Source organism: Kitasatospora sp. NPDC058063 (assembly GCF_042885395.1).
In the GTDB taxonomy this organism is placed as follows: domain Bacteria; phylum Actinomycetota; class Actinomycetes; order Streptomycetales; family Streptomycetaceae; genus Kitasatospora; species Kitasatospora lactacystinica.
On sequence record NZ_JBHVSD010000011.1, the window covers coordinates 99,608 to 122,129 of the forward strand.

The window sequence follows — 22,522 nt, forward strand, 5'->3', positions numbered from 1 at the left end:
GTGCTGCCCTTCGCGGGGTGGTGCGGTGCGCGCGGTGCTGTCGGTGCGGGTGGTGCTGGTGGTGCGGGCGGTACGGGTCGTGCGGGGCCAGCCTAGGAGGTGGGGCCCGACGGCGGGACTGGCGGGGGTGGTGGCGGTGCGTGCGGGCAGGGTGGGCGGGTGGTGGGTGCGCGGTCCGGGCGGATCAGGTGAGGCGCTGGCCGGGGGCGGTGCCGCCGAGGCGGGTGAGCAGGGTGGACAGCCGGCCGAGGTCCTCGGGGCTCCACTGCTCGGCCGCGAAGTGGTCGGCGGCGACCTGGCGGGCGGTGTGCAGCATCTCGGCGAGACGCTCACGGCCGGTCGGGGTGAGGGCGGCGTAGGCGACCCGGGCATCGCGGGCGGCGGCCTCGCGGGCGACCAGGCCGATCCGCTCCAGCGGCGCGAGGCCGCGGGTCACGCCGGAGGCGGTGAGCCCGAGGGCTTCGGCGAGGTCGACCCGGCGCATCCGGCCGCCGGGGGCCTGGGAGAGGTGGAGCAGCATCGTGAAGTCGGCCAGGCTGACGCCGTGCAGGCCGCTGAGGCTCGCGTCGAAGCGCTTGACCACGGCCGTCTGGGCACGGACCAGCCGCAGGGCGGTGTCCAACGGGTCGGGGCTCGGGCCCGGCGTGGCCGGTGCGGTCTCGGTCTGCTGCACGGGCCCCACCTGCTTCGATCGGTCCGGCTGCTCGGGCTGGACCGGCTGGTCTGTCATTGCCACCTCCTTGACTGCTCAAGTATATCCCGGGAGGAAGCCGTCAAGGAGGTGGCGGAGGGGGAGGGGTCGGCTCAGCTACCGGTGGCGGCGGCGCGGCGCTGACGCTTGCCGAGCGGCGCCTGGGAGAGGTCCTCGGCCTGGGAGCGGAGGTTCTTGCAGCCGTAGCCGCGTTCGGTCAGCCAGTCCCGCGCCGACTGCTCGGCCCGCTCGGTGGCCTCCAGGATGTCCTCCTCGGCCTCGCCCTCGTCGAGGAAGCGGAAGGTGAAGGCGGCCCGTGCGGAGAGGTCGTAGCTGAGGTGGCCCTCGCGGGTGAAGGCGGCGTGCAGCACGTCGTGCGCGGGTGCGGCGGCGAGCAGTTCGGCGCGCTGTTCGTCGGTGAGGCCGTCGAAGACGCCGCGCACCATGATGCGGAAGGTTCGAGTGGTCATCCCCCGACCATAGGCAGTGCGGGCCGCCGGCCGCCAACGTGATTCCTGGGCCGGGCGTCTTTCGGTGGCGGTCGGTGGTCGCGGGCCTCCGTGGGTGCCCGTAGGCGGTCGTCGGTGGTGGTCGGTGGTGGTGTGCGCCGGTCAGTCGGGGGTGAGTGCTTCGGCGAGCCCGTCCGCGTACCGGGTGAGCCGGTCGAGCCCGGGGCCTTCCCGGGCGCGCCGGAAGCCGTGCCGCCGACCGTGGAAGGCGGCTTGGAAGGCGTGGAGTTGGGCCCAGCGGCGGAGGCGTTCGCGGTCCAGCTCGGCGGCCTCGGAGAAGACGTCGAGCGCGCGGAGGAGTGCGCGCTGCCGGTCCGGCGCGTCGAGCAGGGTCAGGGCGTGGACCTTGAGCAGGGTGCCGCCGTCGTAGGCGCGGTCTCCCACGCAGCCCTTGGGGTCCACGGCCAGCCAGGGTTCGCGCTCCGCCCGCAGGATGTTGCGGGGGTGGAGGTCGCCGTGGACGAGCACCTCCGGCTGGACGCGGGCGAGTTCGCGGACGGTCGCGAGGGCGGCGCCGACCGTGCGGGCCGGCAGGGTGTGGGAGAGGGAGCCCGCGTCGGTACGCAGGCCGGCCTCCCATTCCGCGGCCTGCCCGCTCAGCCGGGGCAGGCCCGGGGGCGCCGGGACGGCGAGCCGCCGGCTGAGCCGCCCGGCGACCGTCAGCACCTCGTCGCCGTCCCGGACCTCCGCGAGCGTGGTCGGGCTCGCCCGTTCGAGCAGCATCGCGAAGCGCTCGTCGTCCCGTTCGTAGAGCCGGACGGCGCCCCGGCCCGCCCACACCGCGAAGGCGTCCGGCTCGTGCACGTTGCCCGGGTGCGGGAACGAGATCTTCAGTACGGCCGCGCGCTCGGCCGCCTGCCGGACCGGGAGGATCAGGCCGACCCCGCCGCGGGTGGCGGCGCCGTCCGGCACGCAGCCCCAGCGTTCCAGCAGCTCGGCGGCGAGGCCGGGGAGTTCGGCGATCCAGGCCGCGCCGGGGGCTCCCTCGCGGTCGACGGTGGCGCGGGCGAGCCCGCCGGGAATGCTGATCATTCGGTTCCCTTCGATGGTGGGGGAGGAGGGGGCGGTTAGGTTCGGTCGTCGCTGGTTCGGTCGGGCTCAGGGCGCGAAGGGCCCGAAGGTCGTGGCGGCGAGGCGGAGCGCCGGTGCCGGGGTGCCGTCCCCGGTGCCGACGGAGTAGACCAGCCTCCTGCGCAGGTCCGGGGTGGTGAAGAGGCCGTCGGAGTACCCGAGGTCGTGCCCGGTCTTGCCCCAGAGCACCGTGCCGTCCTGCAGGGGGATGGCCATCAGCCCGGCGCTGTAGCAGGCCCGTCCCTTGTCCGGACCGAACCGGCACTCGCCGGCTCCGCGTACGGGCAGCAGCCGGCCGGAGGCGTCCCGCGGCAGGGTGAGCAGGTCGTGCAGCTGCTGGGGCGGCAGGAGATCGCCGTCCAGCAGGGCGCGCAGGAAGACGTCCAGGTCGGCCGGGGTGGACACCATCGACTCCGAGTTGCCGCCCTGCTCGGAGACGTCGACCGGGGTGCCGGCCCTGTCGGCGAAGTAGCCGGTCAGGTGGGGCTCGGGCATCGTGGGCCTGCCCTCCGGCACCTCGGTGTGCCGCAGGCCGAGCGGCTTCAGGATGCGGGCCGTCACCTCCTCCCTGATCGTGTGCCCGGTCACCTGCTCGATGATCCGGCCCGCCAGCCGGTAGTTGAAGTTGTTGTACTCCTGGGCGGCTCCCGGGGCGAAGGACGGAGTGACCTCGTGCCCGTCCTCGGGGTGGAGCGTCTTCCGGACGACCTGGTCGAGCGTCTCCAGCCCGAAGCGGCGCGCTATCAGTTCGTCGGGATCCTGGGTGTCCGGACCCTCGACGGCCTGTGGCAGTCCGCTGGTGTGGTCGAGGAGTTGGCGTACGGTGATCGGCAGGGTGAAGCCGGCGGGCAGCGTGCCGGGCAGGTACTGCTGGACGGTGCCGTCCAGGGAGATCCGCTGTTCGGCGGCGAGCTGGAGCATCACGGCGGCGACGAAGGTCTTGTTGATGCTGCCGATCCGGAACGCGGCGTTCGCTGCCACCGGCCGTCCGCTCACCGGATCGCCGGCACTGCCGCGCCAGGCCCGGCCGTCGACCGTCACCCGGGCGATCACGCCCGCCGCAGGGTCTCCCGGCCGGGCGGCGATCGCGGCATCGAGGACGGCCGGATCGGGACCGCCGGGCGGCGCCTGGCCGAGGGCGGGTGCGGCAGGCACGGCCGCGAGGAGCAGGGCGGCGAGGCCGAGCGCGAGGGCGGCGGGCTTGGTGACGGGCATGGGTTCTCCGGTGTCGTGAGGACGAGTGAGGGGCGGAGTGATCCGCCCCGGAGAACACGAAGCTGACGGATGTTCAGTTGCATCCGATCGGTGCGGAGGCGGAGATCGTGGTCGTGGAACACGGTGGAGACTCCCTTCCGCGGCGGCCCGGGTGGCCGCCGTCGCGGTGACTCCAAGACTGATCGCCGGAACCCCGTTCGCGCATGTGCCGATCGGCAGGAATCCTGCCGGAAAGCGACCGGGCCTCCCCTGCCGATCGGCAGGGGAGGCCCGGGGCGCTGGACGGCGCGGGGCGCGGCGGGGTGCTCCCGGCCGGGGCCTACACCCGGGCCGGGAGCCGGGTGCAGACCGCTCCCGTCATCAGCGGTGCGGGCTCGGCGCCCAGGGTGGCGAGGGTGAACGCGGTGGTCAGCGCGCTGATGTCGCGGGACTCGCGGATCAGCAGGTGGTTGGCGCCCGGGGCCTCGTACCGCGCGAGGTCCGGGACGACCCGGCGGGCGCGCAGCGCGTACTCCAGGGACTGGGTGGCACTGGCCGAGCTGTGGTCCCCGGTGCCGTGGACGATCAGCACCCGCCGCCCGGCCAGCTGGTCGACCGGGTCGCCGCTGGGCAGCCAGGGGGCGATCCCGGCGACGCCGACCACGGACGGGTGCCCGGCGCACCAGAAGGCGGCGCGCCCGCCCAGCGAGTTGCCGATCAGGACGACGGGTACGCCGGGGTACAGCCGGGCCAGTTCGTCGAGCGCCCACAGGGTGTCGACGGCGGTGTCGGCGTCCGCGCCGTTCCAGCCGCCGTGGCGGTAGCGCAGCAGGTGCACCGCGAGGCCGTGCGGACGGCCGCGGTCGGTGAGCTCGGCGGCCAGGTCCCGCAGGCCCAGCTCGGCGACCTTCATCGGTGCGCGCCGGCTACGGAGGAATCCGCCCGGCAGCAGCAGGGCGACGCCGGTGACCGGCTCCTCGCCCGGTCGTGGGGTCAGCTCTGCGGTGCGCGGACGCTGCGCTCGGAACACGCGAAATCCCTCCTGATGTGTACAGGCGGATTCTACGGTTCCGAGGACGGGTCCCGGTGCGCGAGGAGGGACCACAGGACCCAGCCGGAGTCCCGGGTGCGCACCACCATGACCTTCGCCCAGCGGGCGCCGAGCGGTGAGGTCCAGGTGTCCACGACCTCGACCCGGTCACCCGAACGGGCTAACCCGATGACGGTCTCCTCGCCGAAGTGGTCGACCCGGACGTTGGCGGCGTTGGCCGACACCTCCCACCAGCCCGCGCCGAGCTCGGGCGGCAGGTCGGTGCCCGCCGTGACGGCCGCCGGGATGAGCAGGATGCCCAGCGCGACCACGGTGGCCGCCGCACGGCCGATCACGGCCACGGGAACCTCCGAGCGGCGTTCCGTGCGGTGCTGTGTGCGGGCAGCGGTGGTGGCGTCGGGATCGGGGGAGGCATGTACAGCAGAACGAGCCGACCGGGCGTCCGCGTACAGTCCGGTGCCGAGGTTGACCCGGTCGGCGCAGCACGGCGCGCGGACCCGGTGCCGCCGGTGCCGCGACGGATGCCCGGCGCATGTCAACGGTCGCACCGTGGCGCGGGGTTGGCGCGCCCTGGCGAACGGCCGTCGAGTCGACCGGTGCGCTCGGGGTGGGGCCGTGGCCCCGGTTGCGCGGCTCCGGTCGCGCGGCCCCGGTCGCGCGGCCAGGTCACTCGGCGTGCTGCTCCGGCAGGAGTTTCTCCCGGGTCTCCCGGAGGAACGCCGCGACGACGTCCGCATCGGTGAGGACGCGGGTGACGACCCGTCCGCCCGGGCCCGGTTCGGTGCGCGCCGTGATCCGGAGCTCGCGCGTGTCCTCGGCGGTGACGTCCTGGAGCTCGCTCCACGGCAGCGGGGCCGCGCGGTGGTCGCTGCCGGGGTCGAGGAGGAGCCCCGCGGGCAGCACGGCGAGCACCGTCCCGAACACGACGTGCCCCTCCTCCTCGAATCGCTCGTGCAGCGGCGCGGTACGGCGCGGCATCAGCCCCGCGCGGATGGCCTCGGCCAGCCCCGGTTCGTAACGGCCCGCCAGTTTCGAGACCACGAAGGGGGTTTCGCGACCGCGCGCCAGGATGACGACGCGGCCGAAGTGCTCGATGCCCAGGTTGCCGCGGAACTCCATCCGGGAGGGTATGTACTCGTAGCTCTCGATGGCCTCCCAGGGCAGGGCGCGGAAGTCGCCGCCGGCGTGGTGGAGGACGAGGCCGCCCTCGTAGCGCGCCACGGCGACCAGCCCGGAGCGCGGCGGCACGTTCTTGTAGGCCCAGGCGGCCGCCACTACGGCGGCGACCGCGAGGACGGCGCCCCACCAGGTCCAGCCGGAGGCGGCGACGACGAGGATGCCGGGCAGTCCCAGGCCCCATTTGCCCATTCCGTCGCCGATCCGGCGGCTCGTCCGGTACAGCCGTCGCCGTTCACCCAGGCCCGCCTCGGCCGCGACCTGGTCGCAGCGGGTGGCACCGCTCATCGCTGACTCCCTCGGCTTCGAGCGCGCCAGTCTAGTCGGGGTGGCCGCACGGTCGGGCCGGGTGGGTTTCGAAATCCGTTGCACGCAAAGGCTGGTAACACTGTTTCTCCTTGGTTACGTTGTTACCCATGAGCACGCCCTACCAGGACGCGCAGCGGGTCGGCCAGGATGCCGTGCGCGCCGTGATCCTCGACCGCGCCATCGCCCTCCTCGTCGCCGAAGGCCCCGCCGCACTGACCGTGCGCCGGATCGCCGCCGAGATCGGCTCCTCGACCAAGGTGCTGTACACGATGTTCGGCGGGAAGGAGGGGCTGCTGGACGCGCTGTACCGGGAAGGCTTCGCTCGGCTGCGCCGGGCGCAGGAGCAAGTCCCGCGCGGGGACGACCCGTTGGCCTTTCTGACCGCGCTCGGCCGGGCCTACCGGGAGCGGGCGATCGCCGAACCCGCCTACTACCGGGTGATGTTCGAGCAGCCGGTCCCCGGATTCCGGCCGGGCGCCGAGGCGTTGGCCGTCGCGGACAGCGCGTTCGGTGCCTCGGTGGCCGCCGTGGAGGCCTGCATCGCGGCCGGGGTCTTCCGGCCCGGCGACGCCCACGAGGTCTCGAAGCTCTTCTGGGCGGCCACCCACGGCGCGGTGAGCCTGGAACTCGCCGGCCACTTCGCGCCGGCCGAGGCCGGGGCGCGCTACGAGGCGCTGATGGCCGCGCTGGGACGGGCCTTCGCCGCCTCCCCATCACCTGACGAGAGGTCGACACCATGAGCACCGACGGTCCGGACCGTGACGGCACGAGCCGCAACCGCTTCCTGTGCGGGAACTTCGCCCCGGTGACCGAGGAGACCACCGCCCACGACCTGCCCGTCACCGGCCGCATACCGGCCCACCTCGACGGGCGCTACCTGCGCAACGGCCCCAATCCGCTGGGCATCGAGGACCCGGCCGCGCACCTGTGGACCCTCGGCGCGGGCATGGTGCACGGCGTCCGGATCCGGGACGGGCGCGCCGAGTGGTACCGCAACCGCTGGGTCCGCTCCGGTGCGGTCGCCGACCGGCTCGGCGAGCCCCGGCGCGGCACGCCCGTCGACGAACGGCTGGACATCTCCCCCAACGTGCAGGTCGCGGGCCTCGCCGGGCGCACCTACGCGCTGATCGAGGGCGGCATCCGCCCGTACGAACTCACCTACGAGCTGGACACGGTGGGGCCGTGCGAGCTGGGCGCCACACCGGAGGGGTTCAGCGCCAACGCCCATTCGATCCTCGACCCGAACAGCGGGGAACTGCACTCGCTGGCCTTCCGGTACGGCTCCGACCAGGTGCAGCACATCGTGATGGACGCCGCCGGCGCCGTCCGGCGCAGCACGTTGATCGAGGTGCCCGGGAACCCGTACATGCACGACTTCGCACTCACCGAGCGGTTCGTGCTGCTGTACGACACGCCGGTGGTGTTCAGTGCGGCGCACCTGGCCACCGGGGTGCCCTTCACCTGGGACGGGCGGCGCGCCGCGCGGATCGGGGTGATGCCGCGGGAGGGCGGCGCGGTGCGGTGGTTCGAGCTCGCGCCGCACCTGGTCGGCCACACCCTCAACGCGTACGAGCGGACGGCGGATTCACTGGTGGTCGACGTCGTGCGGCACCCACCGGGCATCGACCTGCGCGACATCGGCGCGAGCCGGCCCACGCTCGACCGCTGGACGATCGACCTGGCGGCGGGGACGGTGCGGGAGGAGCGGCTGGACGACCGGGTCCAGGAATTCCCGCGCGTCAACTCCCGTCACACCGGACGCCCTTACCGCTACGGCTACGCGGCCGCCGTCGAGCTCTACGCACCCGCGGCCGGCCCCGGGGGCGGCCGCCCGGACGAGGGTTTTCGCAACGCCCTGCTCAAGCACGACCTGAGCCGGGGGACCGTCGAGGTCCACGACTTCGGGCGCGACGGGGCGGTGGGCGAGGCGGTGTTCGTGCCCGCGGAGACGCCGACGGCGGAGGACGACGGCTATCTGATGGCCTACGTCCACGACCCGGACCGGGGCGCGGCGGACCTGGTGATCCTCGCCGCCCAGGACTTCACCGGCGAGCCCCTCGCCCGTGTCCACCTGCCGGTGCGGGTACCGCTGGGCCTGCACGGCAACTGGGTGCCGGGCGGGGAACCGGGCCGAGGCTGAGGGGCCAATATGTGCCCGCCGGGGAGGCCGTTCAGGGCACGCCCGTGGGCAGGCCGCTGGGAAGGCCGGTCGGCCGGGCGGGGGACCGGGCGAAGAGCCGGGCGCGGCCCGGGAGGGGTCAGCGGGGCCGGGTGGCACGCAGGGAGTAGGACTGCGGCGCGGGGGAGCCGGCGGGGACGCGGAAGTGGGCGTGGGCGTGCTCGTGGAGGAAGTCCAGACGGAGGCCGGCCTCGGCCAGCGCGGTGACGACCTCGCCCAGGCCGTGCTGCCACTGGACGGTGACGGTGGCGTCGAGCCGGGCGTCCGGGTCGGCGTAGGTGCCGGGGTGGTCGACGAGGATCGGGGTGCGCTCGAAGTAGTCCTCCTCGAAGCTGCGCCCGTCGTCGGAGAGGACGTCGGCCACCGGGTGGTGCTCGGCGAGGTAGAGGAAGCCGCCGGGGGTGAGGAGCGCGGCGACCGTCCGGGCCCAGCGGGCGAGGTCGGGGAGCCAGCAGAGCGCGCCGAAGCCGGTGTAGACGATGTCGTACGTCCGTCCGTCGAGCGCCTCGGCGGCCTCGTAGACGTCGGAGGTGACGAACCGGGCGTCGTCGGCGCCGATCCGGGCGGCGAGGTCGGCGGCGGCCGCGACGGCCGGGGCGGAGAAGTCCAGCCCGGTGACGACGGCGCCGCGGCGGGCCCAGGAGAGGGTGTCGAGCCCGAGGTGGCACTGGAGGTGGAGCAGCGTGCGACCGGTGACGTCGCCCACCTCGGCGGGCTCGTAGTCCTGGAGGGTGTCACGGCCCGCGACGAAGCCGGGCAGGTCGTAGAACGGGCCGGTGGCGTGGACGGGCACGCGCTCGTCCCAGTTCGCACGGTTGGCGGTGCGCCAGTCGGGGATGGCGGGGGTCGCGGTCATGTCGGGAAACGCTAGCCAGCGCCCCAACGGCGGGCAATCGATTTCCGGCGGTCGGACGGCGGTCGGACGGCGGTCGGACAGGGGCAGGACGGGGTCGGACAGGGGCCGGACAGGGCCGACGGTGGACGGGGCGCGGACGGGCGGCCGCCGGCGCGCGGGGGAGGGTTCGTCACGGTCCCTGCGCTCGGGGCCTGGTATGTGCGGGTCATGGCCGGGGTTTTCCCTGCTCTTTGTTCCGGATCATGGCGCGCTCTGCGACGATCCGATGATCGTCGCCCCGACGCGGTGGGCGGCGCGTCGCAGGGGAGAGACCGGCATGGCCGTTCGGCCCGAGGACACTGTCGTCCGGGCGAGGTGGGGAGCCAGGTTCGCCTGGGACAAGGAGACCTGGATGGTGGTCTCCGGCGGGGTGCTGGGGGCGATGTTCGCGAGCATGGGGCTCGCGGTGCTGTTCGGCCCGGCGAACGGGTTCGGCGGCGAGAGCCTCGCATACATGGGGATCATTAGCATCCTCGGGCTGATGCCCTGCGGTGCGGGCTTCGTCTGGGCGCTGATCCACCCGAAGGCCGGGTTCCCCTCGGCCGCGGTCGGGGCGCTGCTGGGGCTCACGATCTTCGTCGGCTTCGCCGGCGACGGCCTCAACGACTCCTGGAAGGCGCCGCTGGACCGGCCCTCCACGGTCCGTGCGGTGGGCAGCTGGACCAGCGGGGACCTCGTGGTGCGGGTCCGCCCGGACCTGGTGGTGGCCTACCGCAGCACCACCGGGGCCGTCGCCTGGAGCTGGTCCCCGCCCGGGCAGGACACGGTGTGCGCGATGAGCCGGGGCACCGGGCCCGACGGGACGGCCCGCGGCGACGCCCTCGGCCTGATCGGCCACTCGCCGCACGACGGGCCCTGCTCCGCCGTCACCGCACTCGACCTCGCCGACGGCCGGGAGGGCTGGACCGCCACCGTGGACGCGCCCGCCCGGGACGGGGACGACGCGGCGCCGGACGTGGTCGCGGTGGCCGGGCAGCAGGCCCTGCTCCAGGAGAAGGCCGGCTGGCGCGCCGTACGGCTGGCGGACGGCCGGGACGTCTGGCACAGCGCGGCCGATCCCGGCTGCACCCCGCTGCAGGTCGCGGGCGGCCCCGCGGACGCCGTCACGGTCGCGCAGTGCGGCGACACCGCTCCCGTGCTGCGCTCGCTGGCCCCGGCGGACGGCCGGGAGCAGCAGCGGATCGCGCTGCCCGCGGTTGGCGGGCTGAAGAACCTCGCGGTGGTGTCGGTCGACCCGCTCGCGGTGTGGGTGGACGCCCAGGCCGAGCGCGGCACCCACGCGGTGCTCAGCTACGACCGGACCGGCCGGCAGCGGGCGGCGATACCGGTCGCCGGGGACGAGTACGACCTGGACGTGATGCTGGGCGGGCTGCACGCCTTCGACGAGTTCACCGCCCGGCCGCTGTTCGGCGGGGTGGTGGTGGGGGACCTGTTCGTCGTGCCGGGGGAGAAGCCCGGCGACATCGGCATCAGCGGCGGCAAGCACCCGAGCCGGACCGCCACCGGCCGGCTGCTGGCGTACTCGCTCACGGACGGCGGCAGGCGCTGGACGGCGGGGCTGGACGACCAGGTGACCGGCCTGGTGGTGGACGGCGGCTCGGTGTGGGCGATGACCCGGGGCCGGGTGACCAGGGTGGAGGTGGCGACCGGGCGGCAGAGCGCCGTGCTGGACGTCAACGACACCGCGTCGCTCTACCCGGTGGACCTGTCGGTGTCTGGCCCGGAGCGGTTCACGGTGGTCGCGGAGGACGGGACCCGGGACGAGCCACCGGTGCGGGTGCTGAGCTGAGGCCCGCGCCCGGGAAACCGGTAACGGACCGTCACCGCAATGGGCGGTGGCGGGGCGGCCGGTGACGCCGGGTGACCGCTGCGGGCGGGGCGCCGGGCGACCGCGCCGGCCGGGGACGGCGGTCCGGCACGGCCGCGCGGCGCCCGATTCACCAGCGGAGGCGGCCCTCGCGATCCGCCCGACCACCAGCGGAGGCGGCCCTCGCGATCCGCCCGGCCGCCCTCGACGGACCCGCCACCGGAGGACCTGAGCCTTCCGGGCGGTTGTGTCACGCTGGTGGGGGAGCACCGCCGAGATCGGGAGACTCGTGATGGCCGAGATCAGGGTGAACGGGGTGGCGCTGCACTACGAGGCCCGTGGTGAGGGCCCCGGCGTCGTCCTGGTGCACGGTTCCTGGAGCGATGCGGACTCCTGGGCGCGGGTGCTGCCGGGCCTGGCCGAGTCCACCACCGCGGTCGCCTACGACCGCCGGGGGCACAGTCGCAGCGAGGACCCGCTCACCCAGGGTTCGGTGCACGAGGACGCGGCCGACCTGGCCGGGCTGATCCAGGAGCTGGGCCTGGCGCCCGCCTTCGCCTACGGCGACTCCTACGGGGCGCTGGTCACCCTCCGGCTCGCCGCCGCCCGGCCCGACCTGCTGCGCGGGATCGCCGTGCACGAGCCGCCGGGGACCGGCATCCTGCTCGCGGACCCGGACCTGCGCCCGATCGGCACCGCCTTCGCCGGCCGGATCGCCGCCGTCCGGGAGCTGCTGGAGCAGGCGGAGTCGGCCGCCGCCGCCGAACTGTACGTGGACAGCCTCGCCCTCGGCCCCGGCGCCTGGGAGCAGCTGCCCGCGCCGGTCCGGCACACCTACATCCGCAACGCGCCCACCTACCTGGACGAGCTGCGCGACCCGGACGCGCTCGACCTCGACCTCACTGGGCTCGCGCGGTTCGGCGAACCCGCGCTGCTCACCCAGAGCGACGACAGTGCCCCGATGTTCGGCGAGGTGCTGGACCTGATCGACCTCGCCCTGCCCAAGCCGGAACGCCATCTGTACGCGGGCGCCGGGCACGCCCCGCACCTCTCGCAGCCGGAGGAGTGGGTGCGCGTGGTGCTGCCGAGGGCGCTGGGCTGAGGCGCGCCGTCGTTGCGGCGGGCCGACCGTCCGCCGGGAACGGGACTTCCTGCTGAAGTAGCGGACGGTCGGCGGCGGGCCGTTGCGCACAGGGGACGGAACGGCCCACCGCGACCCGCGCGGCCCGGGCGGTCGGTGCCGCCCTACCGGTCGGCGGCGGCCTTAGCGGTCGCCGGCGCCCCAGCCGTCGTCCGGCAGGTCGCCGTCCGGCGCGGGGCACTCGACGTGCTCGAAGCCCCACAGCACCGCCTTGTGCAGCACCCACTCCGGAAGCGGCGGCTGGTCGTAGCCGTCGCGGTCGGTGAGCACCAGCTCGACCCGGACCTCCTCGGCCGGCGAGAACTCCAGGTTCCGCTGGCCCGGGAGGTTCTCGTACGTCACCGTCCGCCAGCTGCGGCCGGTGGCGGTCAGCGCCGCCATCAGGTCCCGCTCGGAGACGTGGGTGTCGAGCGTCACCGAACCGCCGCCCGGCCGGGGGAGGTCGAGCTCGCCGTGCCAGACCGGCAGCGACAGCGCGTGGAGCCGGCGGCAGCGGCAGAACACCGTCTGCACGTCGCCCCAGCCGAAGGCGTGCGGCCACCGGTGGCCGCGGTGGACGCGGCCGCCGTCCCACGGATCGCCGTAGTGGGCGGCGAGTTCGGGCAGCGAGGCACCGTAGCGCAGCTCGCCGAGGCCGCCGGTGGTGGCCAGGCCGGTGACGAGCGGGAGGAAGCCCGTCAGCCCAGGCACCCGCGCACCGCCTCGATCAGGCGGTTCGCCCGGGCGTCGCCGTGGCCGATCATCCGGTTGGCGACGTAGCCGAAGCCGACGCCGAACTCGTCGTCCCCGAAGGCGAACTGGCCGCCGGCGCCGTCGTTGCCGAAGCTGCGCGCGCCGAGCAGCGGTCGGAAGGCGGGGGAGTCCAGCAGCAGGCCGGAGCCCCAGCGGGCGCCCAGGTCGAAGCCCAGGAAGCCCGCGCCGGAGGAGACTTCGCGCACCGCGTCGGTCACGGTGTCGGCGGAGAGCAGCCGCTCGCCGCCGTCCAGGCCGGTGGCCGCCGCCGCGTAGAGGCCCGCCAGGCCGGTGGCCGAGGCGACGGCGCCCGCGCCGGGCAGCTCGATCGCGTGCAGGTCCGGGTCGTTCCAGCCGTGCGGCACGTCCAGGCCGGGGAAGACCAGGGCGCCGTTCATGGTGACGATCCGGGTGAGCAGGTGCTCCGGGCCCGGCATCGGACGGCGGCCCTCGGCCTCCACCAGTCGGGCCAGGCGCGGCAGTTCGCTCTCCGGCAGACCGATCCGGACCGGCAGCCCGAGCGGCTCGGCGATCTCCTCGCGCAGGAACACGCCCGGGGTCAGCCCGGTGATCCGGCGGATCACCTCGCCGACCGCGAAGCCGAACACATGGCCGTGGTACTCGTGGGTGGAGCCCGGCTCCCAGAGCGGCCGTTGCGCCTCGATCGCCCGGATCACCGGATCCCAGGCGGCGACCTCCTGGAAGGAGAGCGCCGCGTCCAGGGCCGGGAGGCCGGCGCGGTGGCCGAGGATCATCCGGGCGGTGACGGCCTGCTTGCCGTTCCGGGCGAACTCCGGCCAGTAGCGGGCCACCGGCGCGTCCAGGTCGAGCCGGCCCTGCTGGGCGAGCAGGTGCGCGGAGATGCTCACCGGGCCCTTGGCGCAGGAGAACACCGGTACGACGGTGTCCTGCGTCCAGGCCCGGCCGGTGCGGTCGTCGGCCGTGCCGCCCCACAGCTCGACCACCTTCCGGCCGCCGGAGAACACCGTGACGGCGGCGCCCAGTTCGGGGAACTCGGTGAAGTTGGCGGCGAAGGCGTCCGCGACGGCGCCGAAGCGCTCGTCGGCCCAGCCGTGGTGCTGCTGCATGATGTGGTGCCCCGTTCTGCCCTCAAGATCGACCGAACCACGCTACGGGAGCCGGGCGGCCGTGACGAGGGGATTTCACCAGGCCGGGGCTGGTGGGACGGATGTGGCAGACTCGCCCGTCGGAACGGAGGAGGGAACCAGGTGGATCGCGAGGCGCTGACCGCGCTCTGGGAGCGGCGGTGGCCCGGTACGGAGCCCGTCGGGCACGAGATCGACAGCCGGGCGCGGGACGTCTGGGTGCGCTTCCACAGCCTGCCGGAGTCCAAGCGGTACCCCGACGACGAGCGCGAGTACGCGATCGTCCTGGAACGCCACAACACCGTGCTGGACGAGCTGTTCGCCGGCGCCGAGGTGTACGTCCTCACGCCCCGGTGGACGAGCAGGACGAGCGTCCCCCGCATGCACCGGGACGCCAGGCACTGGCGCACCTGGCTCCAGAGCGACGACCCCGAGCCGGAGTTCCGCACCTACTGCCACGTCTTCGTGGAGCGGCGGCAGTGGCGGCGGGGCGGCCTGGACCGGCTGCTGCGCCGGGTCGCCGACGAGCGGGAGGCCGGGGTGATCATCACGGACACCGGGATGCGGCGGCTGTACCACCCGTACGACGGCGGTGCGGACGTCCACCTGGCCACACCGCAGGAGCGCGACCGGTTGAAGGAGCGGCACGCCGACTGGCTGTCGCGGCACCCGAACGGCTGGTGAGCGGCGGGTCGGGGCGAAGGCTTGCCGCGGCCGCCGTCCGCCCCGCAGAGTGTCGGGAGCGCGTTGACGATCACGCGCGCCGGCAGCTCTGCTGCCGCGGTGGGCAAGGGAGTGGGACATGGCCGTCAGTCTGAGCAAGGTCGAGCGGAGCGCGCCAGGGCTGGTGAGCCTCTACAAGACGGCCGGCGCCTCGGTGGAGCGGCGCGGGCTGAACGGCCAGCGGGTGGCGGTGTACCTGGTGGTCGACTACTCCGGTTCGATGCGGCCCTACTACAAGGACGGCAGCGTCCAGGCGCTCGCCGACCGGGTACTGGGGCTGTCGGCCCACCTGGACGACGACGGGAGCGTACCGGTCGTCTTCTTCTCCACCGAGGTCGACGCCCAGGCCGAGATCGCCCTGGCGGACCACGCGGGCTGGATCGACCGGATCGTCGCGGGCCTCGGGCACATGGGGAAGACCAGCTACCACCTGGCGATGGACGCGGTGATCCGGCACTACCGGGAGAGCGGGGCCACGGCGCCGGCCTTCGTCCTGTTCCAGACGGACGGCGGCCCGATCAGCAAGAGCGCGGCGGAGAAGCGGCTGTGCGAGGCGGCGACGCTGCCGATCTTCTGGCAGTTCATCGGCTTCGGGGACCCGGCCGGCAGGCAGTTCGACTTCCTGCGGAAGCTGGACGAACTGCCCGTCCCGGAGAAGCGGCCGATCGACAACGCGGGCTTCGTCCACCTGGGGCGCGATCCCCGGACGGTCTCCGACGAGGAGCTGTACGACCTGCTGCTCGCCGAGCTGCCGAGCTGGCTCGCGGCCGCCCGGGCCCAGGGCATCGTCCCGGAGCAGCCGGCGCCGCAGCCGCAGCCGCAGCCGACGGCGGCCCCGGCGGCCCCGCCGTCGGAGCGCCGGGGCTTCTGGGCCACCCTGACCGGGGGCCCGGGGAGGCGGAGCCGGCGCGGTTAGGCCCTCTCTTTCGGATCACGTCGGACCGGTGGGCGTCGTTGGAGTGCGTGCATCGGCGGTGCGGAGGAGGGAGTCCATGCGGAGCATCGGCGACCGACGACAAGCCGGCGAGGTGCGTGCTCCGGCGGCGACCGCCTGGCGTGATCCGAAAGAGAGGGCCTAGGCGGTGAGGCGGGGAGGGGCGGGCTTCGACGGCCCGGCCGGAGGCGGTCCGTGAGGAACGGTGTCGCTGCCGTCTACCGGGCCCCTGGCCTGGGCAGGCTCGGACGGACAGCGCCAGCGAAAGGGGCCGACGATGGCCGCAGTTCACGAATCCGTCCTCGACGCGATCGGCGGGACTCCGCTGATCCGCCTCGCCCGGCTCGGCGCCGGGATCGCCGCGCCGATTTACGCCAAGGCGGAGTTCCTCAGCGTCGGAGGCAGCGTCAAGGACCGCGCCGCACTGTCGATGGTGCTGGCCGCCGAGCGGGACGGCCTGCTGAAGCCGGGCGGGACGATCATCGAGGCGACCTCCGGCAACACCGGCATCGGCCTGGCGATCGTCGGCCGGCAGCGCGGGTACCGGGTGATCGCCGGGGTGGCGGACAAGGCGGCGGCCGAGAAGGCGGACATCCTGCGCGCGTACGGCGCCGAGGTGGTGCTCGCGCCGACCCTGGTGCCCCAGGAGGACCCGAGGCACCTGTTCAAGGTGGTCCAGCGGCTGGCCGAGGAGATCCCCGGTGCCTGGCTCGCCAACCAGTACGACAACCTGGCCAATCCTGACGCGCATGTCCGGACCACCGGCCCCGAGATCTGGGAGCAGACCGGCGGCCGGGTCACCCACTTCGTCGCGGGCGTCGGTACCGGCGGCACCGTCACCGGTACCGGCGGATACCTGAAGGAGGCCTCCGGCGGCACGGTGACCGTGGTCGGCGCGGACCCGGAGTCCTCCTCGTACGGGGGCGGGGACGGCAGCCCGTGGTTCGTCGAGAGCATCGGGCACTTCCTCCACCCCGAAACCGTCGAGGACCGCTGGCCGCAGGCCTACCGGTCGGAGGTGATCGACTCCTTCGAGCGGATCCGGGACCGCGAGTCGCTGCTGACGGCGCGCCGACTCGCGCGCGAGGAGGGCCTGCTGGCCGGCCCGTCCTCCGGCACGGCGGTCGCGGCGGCGCTGCGGGTGGCGCGGACGCTCGGGCCGGACGACCTGGTCGTGGTGGTGCTGCCCGACTCGGGCCGCTCCTACCTGTCCAAGGTGCACAGTGACGCCTGGATGCGGGAGTGGGGCTTCCTGGAGGAGGAGGCGGAGGGCCTGCGCCCGTTGCTGGAGGCGGCCGGGCCGCTGGTGACGGTCGACGCCGGCGCCACCGTCGGCGAGGCGGCCCGGGCGCTGCGGGACGCGCCGGGCGGAGTCGCCCCGGCGGTGCTGGCGCGGCCGGCGCGCCCGTTCGGGGTGAACGCGACCGAGGTGGCGGGCTCGGTGTCCCGGGAGGTGCTGACGGCGGCGCTCGCGGACGGCAGCGCCGAGCCGGGGGACCCGCTGGGCGCGCTGCTCGGTCCGGCACTGCCGACGGTCGGCGTCGGGCAGTCGGCGGCCGAGGCGCGGGCGGCGCTGGCGGGCGGGCGCCCCGCGGTGCTGGTGCTGCTGGACGGCCGGGTGGCGGGGCTGCTGACCAGGGAGGTCCTCGCGGGCTGACGGTACGTCAGTTGTCGCCCGTCGGCATCAGGATGGCGGAGATCACCCGGTCCAGGGTGCGGTCGAACGCCCGGTCCGGGTCGGCGGGCGGGCCCGCGGCGGCGAAGGCCTGGGCCAGGTGCGGGAATTCGCCGCTCGCCGCCGCCCGGCCGAGGTAACCGACCAGCTCGGACTGCCACTTGGCGCCCGCGGCCGCCGTCCGCTCGTACTGGGCGAACTGGACGATGAAGCCGTTGATCAGGGCCATCGCCTCCATCCGGTCGCTCCCGCCGAGGCCGGTGGGGGCGGTGGCGGCGAGGAAGTGGTCGGTGTAGCGCAGAGCGTTGGGGCCGATCCCGGGGCGGGCCAGCACCAGTGCGGGCAGCCAGGGGTGGCGGCGGAAGATGCCGAGCTGCTGGTGGGCGAGGTCGGCGAGGTCGGCCCGGACGTCGCCGCTCGGCGCGGACGGGAATTGGTACTCGGCGGTGGCCGCGTCGAGCATCAGGTCGAGCAGGTGCTCCTTCTTCGGCACGTAGTTGTAGAGCGACATGGTGCCCGCGCCGAGCGCCGCCGCGACCCGCCGCATGGACACCGCGTCCAGGCCCTCGGCGTCGGCGATCCCGATGGCCGCGGCGGCGATCGAGTCGCGGCTGTGGGCCGGGCGCGGGCCGCGTCCGGCGCGCTCGGGGCGCAGCCAGATCACTTCGGGGGCCTCGGGGGGCGTGGGCTTGCTGGACGCCGGTGCGGACCCGCCCGATGCGGACCCGCCCGGTGCGGGCGTGCTGGACGGTGTGGGCTTGCTGGACGGCACTGGAAGATCACCTCGCTGCCCCCATCTTAGATACGTACGGCGTACGTAGTAGGATGCGCCTGCGCGCGCTTCTACGTACGCTGTACCTAGAGAGGGGCAGAGCCATGTCCGACACCGCCCGACCCGCCATCGAGATGGCGGGCGTGGAGAAACGCTTCGGCGCCACCGAGGCCCTGCGCGGCCTCGACCTCGCCGTCCCGGCCGGCACCGTCTGCGGCCTGCTCGGCCCCAACGGCGCCGGCAAGACCACCGCCGTCCGCGTCCTCGCCACCCTGGTCGCCCCCGACCGCGGCACCGCCAGGGTCGCCGGACACGACGTCGTCCGCGCCGCCGAGGACGTCCGCCGCGCCATCGGCCTCGCCGGGCAGCACGCCGCCGTCGACGAGGGCGTCACCGGCCGCGACAACCTCCGCCTGCTCGGCCGGCTGCACCACCTCGGCGCCCGCCGGGCCCGGGAGCGCGCCGACGAACTGCTCACCCGCTTCGGCCTCGCCGAGGCCGCCGACCGGCTCGTGCGCACCTACTCCGGCGGCATGCGCCGGCGCCTCGACCTCATCGCCAGCCTGGTCACCAGCCCGCCGGTGCTCTTCCTGGACGAGCCCACCACCGGACTCGACCCGCGCAGCCGACAGGCGATCTGGGACACCGTCAAGGAACTCGCGGACGGCGGCACCACCGTGCTGCTCACCACCCAGTACCTGGAGGAGGCCGACCGGCTCGCCGACGACATCGTGGTGGTCGACCACGGCGCCGCCATCGCCACCGGACCGCCCGACCGGCTCAAGGCGGCGATCGGCAGCCAGGTCTCCGTCACCCTGGCCAACCCCGGGCAACTCGCCGCCACCGCCGTCGTGCTGTCCTCGATGACCGGGAGCGACGCCCGGGTGGACGTCGCCGAGCGGACCGTCACGGTGCTGACCACGCCCGGCGTGTCCGTCCTGCTGCCGTCGCTGGTCCGGGAGTTGGATGGCGCCGGGGTCGTCGCGCAGGACGTCGCGGTGCGGGCGCCCTCGCTGGACGACGTGTTCCTCGCACTCACCCAGGAGTCCGCCGACGCCGGGAGGGCCGCCCGGTGACCACTGCGCACATCGCCCCGGCGCGACCGTCCGGCATCGGCCGGCTCGCCACCGGCACCTGGACCTCGGTGCTCCGCATCTTGCTCAACTACCGCCACTCACCGGGCCTGTTGGCCGCCTCCCTGGGCGTGCCGGTGGTGATGGTGGTGGTCTTCGGGTACGTCCTCGGCAGTGCCATGCAGGTACCGGGCGGCGGCGACTACCGGGAGTTCCTGATGCCAGGCCTGTTCGCCATGGTGGCCACCAACGGCATCATGCCGACCATGGTCGGCGCCGCCCGCGACGTCTCGCGCGGAGTCACCGACCGGCTGCGCTCCATGCCCGTCTCCCGCACCGGGCTGCTGCTCGGGCAGACCCTCGCCGACCTGCTGGTCAGCACGGTCGTCCTGGCCCTGCTGGCCCTGGTCGGGCTGGCCACCGGCTGGCAGGCCCGGAACGGACTCGCCGACGCGGCAGGGGCGTTCGCGCTGCTGCTGCTCTTCCGATTCGTGATGACCTGGGTCGGCACCCTGCTCGGCCTGGCCGTCGGCAAGGAGGAGGCGGCCGGTCAGCTGTCCGTGGCGGTCTTCCCGCTGGCGATGATCACCAACGCGTACGTGCCGACCGGCGGCATGCCCGGCTGGCTGCGGTTCCTCGCCGACTGGAACCCGGTCAGCTCCGTCGTCCAGGCCTGCCGGGAACTGTTCGGCAACCCCTCGGCGGCCGGTTCCGCCTGGCCCACGCAGCACGCCGTCCTCGCCGCACTGCTCTGGAGCGCCCTGCTGCTGGCAGTCTGCATGCCGCTCGCCGTACGGAAGTTCGCCACCCACGGGCGGTGATCCGCCGGGTTCCGGCACTCCCGCCAAATGTGCTGGACAGCGGAGCCGGTGTGGTCTTGGGTGGGGCGCCATGGAGTACACCCACCTCGGCCGCACCGGCCTGACCGTCTCCCGCCTCTGCCTCGGCACCATGAACTTCGGCCCCCACACCGAGGAGGCCGAGGCCCACCGCCTCATGGACACCGCCCACGAGCGCGGCATCAACTTCTTCGACACCGCCAACACCTACGGCCGCGACAGCGAGGGCCGGCTGCGGGGGCGGACCGAGGAGATCATCGGCCGCTGGTTCGCCAAGGGCGGCGGCCGCCGCGAGCGCACCGTCCTCGCCACCAAGGCCTACGGCGACATGGGCGACTGGCCCAACGAGAGCAAGCTCTCCGCGCTCGCCGTCCGCAAGGCCGTCGAGGCCAGCCTGCGCCGCCTCCAGACCGACCACATCGACCTCTACCAGATGCACCACATCGACCGGGCCACGCCCTGGGAGGAGATCTGGCAGGCGATGGAGGTCCTGGTCGCCCAGGGCAAGGTCGTCTACGTGGGCTCCAGCAACTTCGCCGGCTGGCACATCGCCCAGGCCCAGGAGACCGCCCGCGCCCGCCACTTCCTCGGCCTGGTCAGCGAGCAGTCCCTCTACAACCTCCTCGACCGCGCCATCGAGCTCGAAGTCGTCCCCGCCCTCCAGCACTACGGGCTCGGGCTGATCCCGTGGTCCCCGCTGCGCAGCGGCCTGCTCGGCGGCGTCCTGCGCAAGGAGCGCGAGGGCACCCGCGATCGCAGCGCCATGCCCTACGCCAGCGAACTCCTCGCCAAGCACCGCGACCGCATCCAGGCCTACGAGGACTTCGCCGCCGAACTCGGCGCCGACCCCGCCGACCTCGCCCTCGCCTGGCTCCTCTCCCGCCCGGCCGTCACGGCCCCCATCATCGGCCCCCGCACCCCGGCCCACCTCGACGCCGCCATCGGCGCGTTCGACCTCAAGCTCGACCAGAAGACCCTCGACCACCTCGACGAGCTCTTCCCGGGCCACCGGCCCGCCCCGGAGGACTACGCCTGGTAGGCCGTCCGCGTCGGCCCCGGCCCCTTCGTCGGGGGCCGGGGCCCCGCGCGTACCCGGGGGAGCCGGCCGCGGACCGGCGCCCCCGGCCCCCGGCGGCGTCAACCGGCCCGCACAGTAGCCGAATTGTGAGGGTGGCGAGCCTTGACCGGGCCGTCCGGCACTGGTCTAGTCACCGCTTACATGGGCAAGGGTACGGGGAGGCACAATTGGCCTTGTTCGCCAAGCCGCAGCCGGGCTACACCACCGCCGCCGCCACCGGCGACACCGTGGTGCTGCTGATCGGCATGCGGATCAACCGCTTCTGGGCCGTGCACCACTGGGGCCCGGTGATGTTCTCGATGCTCCGGATGCTGTACGACCTGCGCCGCGCCCCCGAGCGCGGCCTGCGCGGCCGCATCCTGCTGACCGCCTCGCCGCGCACCTACTACGTGGTCCAGTACTGGGAGTCGAAGGAGAAGCTGTACGGCTACGCGAGCGCGCCGGACGGCTTCCACCACACCGTGTGGGGCATCGCCAACCGCAAGCTGCGGGAGGGCAAGGCCCGCGGGCACGTCGGGCTCTGGCACGAGACGTACATCGCGCCGCCGGGCGGGTACGAGTCGATCTACTTCGACATGCCGCCGTTCGGCCTGGCCGGCGCCACCGGCTCGCTGCCGGTGGAGGCGCGCGGCCGGCACGCGGCGCAGCGGCTGGCCTACCGGGAGCCGGCCCCGGCCCCGGAGCCGGCACCGGGGCCGGAGACCGTCGGGTCGCAGTCGCAGTCGCTGGCGGGCCGGTCGGAGCCGGATACCGGTGGGGCGCGGACGGCGCCGGGCGGGGCGGGCGAGTCCGAGGTCGGGGCCGCGCCGGCCCCCGGTGCCTGAGTACGGCTGCGCCGGGAGTGTCGTGGGCCGCCCGGCCGCCGCACCGTGAGAGCGTCGGGGAATGGTGGATCGGGGCGACGCGCGGCCGCAGGCGCCGGCGCGGTCGGTGCGGGTGGTGCACGAGGTGCCGTACCACGCGCAGTGGGAGTCGGCGGAGCTGGTGCGGGAGATCGTCGACGGGCGGCTGGAGGCGTCCGCCGATCCGCGCTGGGGGCAGTCCGGCGCGGCCACCGCGGAGGAGTACGCGTGGTGGTCCTGGCGGCTGTGCGGGGTGGCCTGTCTGCGGATGGCGCTGGCGCACTGGTGGGGCGTGACCCCGGCGGCGCTGGCGCTCGCGGGCGAGTGCGTGGCGGCCGGCGCCTACCTGCGGGACGGTGACAGCCTGCGCGGGCTGATCCACGCGCCGTTCGCCGAGTACGTCGAGCGGCGCTGGGGACTGGCCGCGCGGGCAAGGGAGTTGACGCCCGAGGAGGTGTCGTCGGAGGTGGCCGACGGCCGGCTGGTGATGGTCTCGGTGCACCCATCGATCCGGGAGCCGTACGGGCCGGAGCCGGTGCGGCGCGGCGGGCACCTGGTCCTGGCGGTGGGTGCCACGGACACGGCGCTGCTGATCCACAACCCCTCCGGGTTCCCGGGGGAGTCGCAGGCCTTCGCGCGCGTGCCGTGGCGGTCGTTCGGGCGGTTCTACGCCGGACGCGGGATCGTGCTCGGCCCGCCCCGGATCTCCTCGCCCTGACGTCGCG

21 protein-coding genes and 2 pseudogenes are annotated in these 22,522 nt (G+C 74.4%); 12 read left to right on the forward strand and 11 right to left on the reverse strand.

The genetic code is table 11. The annotated features are described in order from the left end of the window. Positions 1-184: 184 nt before the first annotated feature. From ACFVUY_RS20695 to ACFVUY_RS20725, 7 genes are all read right to left on the reverse strand, one after another. Entirely contained in the window at positions 185-730 is a 546-nt protein-coding gene (locus ACFVUY_RS20695) for a MarR family winged helix-turn-helix transcriptional regulator (protein ID WP_387731759.1), read from the reverse strand. A gap of 74 nt (positions 731-804) precedes the next feature. Beyond that, a complete protein-coding gene (locus ACFVUY_RS20700; protein ID WP_387731764.1) occupies positions 805-1,161 on the reverse strand; it encodes a DUF6204 family protein in 357 nt (118 codons plus the stop codon). A 141-nt stretch (positions 1,162-1,302) separates the two neighbouring features. Then, complete coding sequence (locus ACFVUY_RS20705; RefSeq protein ID WP_387731767.1) at positions 1,303-2,232, reverse strand: aminoglycoside phosphotransferase family protein; 930 nt, start codon at positions 2,230-2,232, stop codon at positions 1,303-1,305. 66 nt (positions 2,233-2,298) lie between these two features. Beyond that, positions 2,299-3,486, reverse strand: a complete 1,188-nt coding sequence (locus tag ACFVUY_RS20710; RefSeq protein ID WP_387731770.1) for a serine hydrolase domain-containing protein — start codon at positions 3,484-3,486, stop codon at positions 2,299-2,301. A gap of 319 nt (positions 3,487-3,805) precedes the next feature. Next, on the reverse strand, positions 3,806-4,495 hold the full coding sequence (locus ACFVUY_RS20715) for an alpha/beta hydrolase (protein WP_387731773.1): 690 nt from the start codon (positions 4,493-4,495) through the stop codon (positions 3,806-3,808). 32 nt (positions 4,496-4,527) lie between these two features. Then, on the reverse strand, positions 4,528-4,857 hold the full coding sequence (locus ACFVUY_RS20720) for a hypothetical protein (RefSeq protein ID WP_387692014.1): 330 nt from the start codon (positions 4,855-4,857) through the stop codon (positions 4,528-4,530). A 325-nt stretch (positions 4,858-5,182) separates the two neighbouring features. Further along, on the reverse strand, positions 5,183-5,980 hold the full coding sequence (locus ACFVUY_RS20725) for a hypothetical protein (RefSeq protein WP_387731776.1): 798 nt from the start codon (positions 5,978-5,980) through the stop codon (positions 5,183-5,185). 128 nt (positions 5,981-6,108) lie between these two features. On the opposite strand from ACFVUY_RS20725, the gene ACFVUY_RS20730 reads away from it, so the two are divergent. After that, on the forward strand, positions 6,109-6,741 hold the full coding sequence (locus tag ACFVUY_RS20730; RefSeq protein ID WP_387731779.1) for a TetR/AcrR family transcriptional regulator: 633 nt from the start codon (positions 6,109-6,111) through the stop codon (positions 6,739-6,741). Continuing rightward, on the forward strand, positions 6,738-8,141 hold the full coding sequence (locus ACFVUY_RS20735) for a carotenoid oxygenase family protein (RefSeq protein ID WP_387731782.1): 1,404 nt from the start codon (positions 6,738-6,740) through the stop codon (positions 8,139-8,141). Before ACFVUY_RS20730 ends, ACFVUY_RS20735 begins: the two co-directional genes overlap by 4 nt. 118 nt (positions 8,142-8,259) lie before the next feature. Here the strand turns inward: ACFVUY_RS20735 and ACFVUY_RS20740 are convergent, their stop codons facing one another. After that, positions 8,260-9,036, reverse strand: a complete 777-nt coding sequence (locus tag ACFVUY_RS20740) for a class I SAM-dependent methyltransferase (protein ID WP_387731785.1) — start codon at positions 9,034-9,036, stop codon at positions 8,260-8,262. Positions 9,037-9,352: 316 nt separating this feature from the next. On the opposite strand from ACFVUY_RS20740, the gene ACFVUY_RS20745 reads away from it, so the two are divergent. Further along, positions 9,353-10,864, forward strand: coding sequence for a PQQ-binding-like beta-propeller repeat protein (locus ACFVUY_RS20745; protein ID WP_387692024.1), 1,512 nt, complete (start codon positions 9,353-9,355; stop codon positions 10,862-10,864). A gap of 310 nt (positions 10,865-11,174) precedes the next feature. After that, positions 11,175-11,984: an alpha/beta fold hydrolase gene (locus ACFVUY_RS20750; RefSeq protein ID WP_387692026.1), complete on the forward strand. Its 810-nt coding sequence runs from the start codon at positions 11,175-11,177 to the stop codon at positions 11,982-11,984. Between the two features lie 162 nt (positions 11,985-12,146). On the opposite strand, the gene ACFVUY_RS20755 is transcribed toward ACFVUY_RS20750, so the two are convergent. Both ACFVUY_RS20755 and ACFVUY_RS20760 read right to left on the reverse strand, forming a co-directional pair. Further along, positions 12,147-12,713 carry a hypothetical protein gene (locus ACFVUY_RS20755; RefSeq protein WP_387731787.1) on the reverse strand — a complete coding sequence of 189 codons (567 nt, stop codon included), beginning with the start codon at positions 12,711-12,713 and terminating at the stop codon, positions 12,147-12,149. Then, complete coding sequence (locus tag ACFVUY_RS20760; protein ID WP_387731790.1) at positions 12,701-13,843, reverse strand: serine hydrolase domain-containing protein; 1,143 nt, start codon at positions 13,841-13,843, stop codon at positions 12,701-12,703. Before ACFVUY_RS20760 ends, ACFVUY_RS20755 begins: the two co-directional genes overlap by 13 nt. 141 nt (positions 13,844-13,984) lie before the next feature. On the opposite strand from ACFVUY_RS20760, the gene ACFVUY_RS20765 reads away from it, so the two are divergent. The 3 genes and pseudogenes from ACFVUY_RS20765 to ACFVUY_RS20775 all read left to right on the forward strand — a co-directional run bounded on the left by ACFVUY_RS20765 (position 13,985) and on the right by ACFVUY_RS20775 (position 17,175). After that, positions 13,985-14,545: a hypothetical protein gene (locus tag ACFVUY_RS20765; RefSeq protein ID WP_387692032.1), complete on the forward strand. Its 561-nt coding sequence runs from the start codon at positions 13,985-13,987 to the stop codon at positions 14,543-14,545. Positions 14,546-14,663: 118 nt separating this feature from the next. After that, positions 14,664-15,374 (forward strand): annotated as a pseudogene (locus ACFVUY_RS20770) (vWA domain-containing protein); the annotation flags it as partial. 421 nt (positions 15,375-15,795) lie between these two features. Further along, entirely contained in the window at positions 15,796-17,175 is a 1,380-nt protein-coding gene (locus ACFVUY_RS20775) for a pyridoxal-phosphate dependent enzyme (RefSeq protein ID WP_387731791.1), read from the forward strand. 7 nt (positions 17,176-17,182) lie between these two features. On the opposite strand, the gene ACFVUY_RS20780 is transcribed toward ACFVUY_RS20775, so the two are convergent. Continuing rightward, positions 17,183-17,965, reverse strand: coding sequence for a TetR/AcrR family transcriptional regulator C-terminal domain-containing protein (locus ACFVUY_RS20780; protein WP_387731794.1), 783 nt, complete (start codon positions 17,963-17,965; stop codon positions 17,183-17,185). A 104-nt stretch (positions 17,966-18,069) separates the two neighbouring features. Between ACFVUY_RS20780 and ACFVUY_RS20785 the strand changes: the two genes are divergently transcribed. The 5 genes and pseudogenes from ACFVUY_RS20785 to ACFVUY_RS20805 all read left to right on the forward strand — a co-directional run bounded on the left by ACFVUY_RS20785 (position 18,070) and on the right by ACFVUY_RS20805 (position 22,515). Beyond that, positions 18,070-19,041, forward strand: a complete 972-nt coding sequence (locus ACFVUY_RS20785) for an ATP-binding cassette domain-containing protein (protein ID WP_387731797.1) — start codon at positions 18,070-18,072, stop codon at positions 19,039-19,041. Continuing rightward, positions 19,038-19,859 carry an ABC transporter permease gene (locus tag ACFVUY_RS20790; RefSeq protein ID WP_387692041.1) on the forward strand — a complete coding sequence of 274 codons (822 nt, stop codon included), beginning with the start codon at positions 19,038-19,040 and terminating at the stop codon, positions 19,857-19,859. Before ACFVUY_RS20785 ends, ACFVUY_RS20790 begins: the two co-directional genes overlap by 4 nt. A gap of 70 nt (positions 19,860-19,929) precedes the next feature. Beyond that, positions 19,930-20,916: an aldo/keto reductase gene (locus tag ACFVUY_RS20795; RefSeq protein ID WP_387692043.1), complete on the forward strand. Its 987-nt coding sequence runs from the start codon at positions 19,930-19,932 to the stop codon at positions 20,914-20,916. 212 nt (positions 20,917-21,128) lie between these two features. Next, positions 21,129-21,638: pseudogene (locus tag ACFVUY_RS20800) on the forward strand (DUF4188 domain-containing protein); the annotation flags it as partial. A gap of 202 nt (positions 21,639-21,840) precedes the next feature. Continuing rightward, positions 21,841-22,515 carry a C39 family peptidase gene (locus tag ACFVUY_RS20805; protein ID WP_387731800.1) on the forward strand — a complete coding sequence of 225 codons (675 nt, stop codon included), beginning with the start codon at positions 21,841-21,843 and terminating at the stop codon, positions 22,513-22,515. Positions 22,516-22,522 lie beyond the last annotated feature (7 nt).

Excerpts from the sequence above, each read along its gene's own strand:
- ACFVUY_RS20695 (WP_387731759.1), bottom strand. The coding sequence starts at position 730 with ATGACAGACCAGCCGGTCCAGCCCGAGCAGCCGGACCGATCGAAGCAG.
- ACFVUY_RS20700 (WP_387731764.1), bottom strand. The coding sequence starts at position 1,161 with ATGACCACTCGAACCTTCCGCATCATGGTGCGCGGCGTCTTCGACGGC.
- ACFVUY_RS20750 (WP_387692026.1), top strand. The coding sequence starts at position 11,175 with ATGGCCGAGATCAGGGTGAACGGGGTGGCGCTGCACTACGAGGCCCGT.
- ACFVUY_RS20805 (WP_387731800.1), top strand. The coding sequence starts at position 21,841 with ATGGTGGATCGGGGCGACGCGCGGCCGCAGGCGCCGGCGCGGTCGGTG.
- ACFVUY_RS20760 (WP_387731790.1), bottom strand. The coding sequence starts at position 13,843 with ATGCAGCAGCACCACGGCTGGGCCGACGAGCGCTTCGGCGCCGTCGCG.
- ACFVUY_RS20730 (WP_387731779.1), top strand. The coding sequence starts at position 6,109 with ATGAGCACGCCCTACCAGGACGCGCAGCGGGTCGGCCAGGATGCCGTG.
- ACFVUY_RS20795 (WP_387692043.1), top strand. The coding sequence starts at position 19,930 with ATGGAGTACACCCACCTCGGCCGCACCGGCCTGACCGTCTCCCGCCTC.
- ACFVUY_RS20710 (WP_387731770.1), bottom strand. The coding sequence starts at position 3,486 with ATGCCCGTCACCAAGCCCGCCGCCCTCGCGCTCGGCCTCGCCGCCCTG.
- ACFVUY_RS20725 (WP_387731776.1), bottom strand. The coding sequence starts at position 5,980 with ATGAGCGGTGCCACCCGCTGCGACCAGGTCGCGGCCGAGGCGGGCCTG.
- ACFVUY_RS20705 (WP_387731767.1), bottom strand. The coding sequence starts at position 2,232 with ATGATCAGCATTCCCGGCGGGCTCGCCCGCGCCACCGTCGACCGCGAG.
- ACFVUY_RS20740 (WP_387731785.1), bottom strand. The coding sequence starts at position 9,036 with ATGACCGCGACCCCCGCCATCCCCGACTGGCGCACCGCCAACCGTGCG.
- ACFVUY_RS20785 (WP_387731797.1), top strand. The coding sequence starts at position 18,070 with ATGTCCGACACCGCCCGACCCGCCATCGAGATGGCGGGCGTGGAGAAA.
- ACFVUY_RS20735 (WP_387731782.1), top strand. The coding sequence starts at position 6,738 with ATGAGCACCGACGGTCCGGACCGTGACGGCACGAGCCGCAACCGCTTC.
- ACFVUY_RS20775 (WP_387731791.1), top strand. The coding sequence starts at position 15,796 with ATGGCCGCAGTTCACGAATCCGTCCTCGACGCGATCGGCGGGACTCCG.
- ACFVUY_RS20745 (WP_387692024.1), top strand. The coding sequence starts at position 9,353 with ATGGCCGTTCGGCCCGAGGACACTGTCGTCCGGGCGAGGTGGGGAGCC.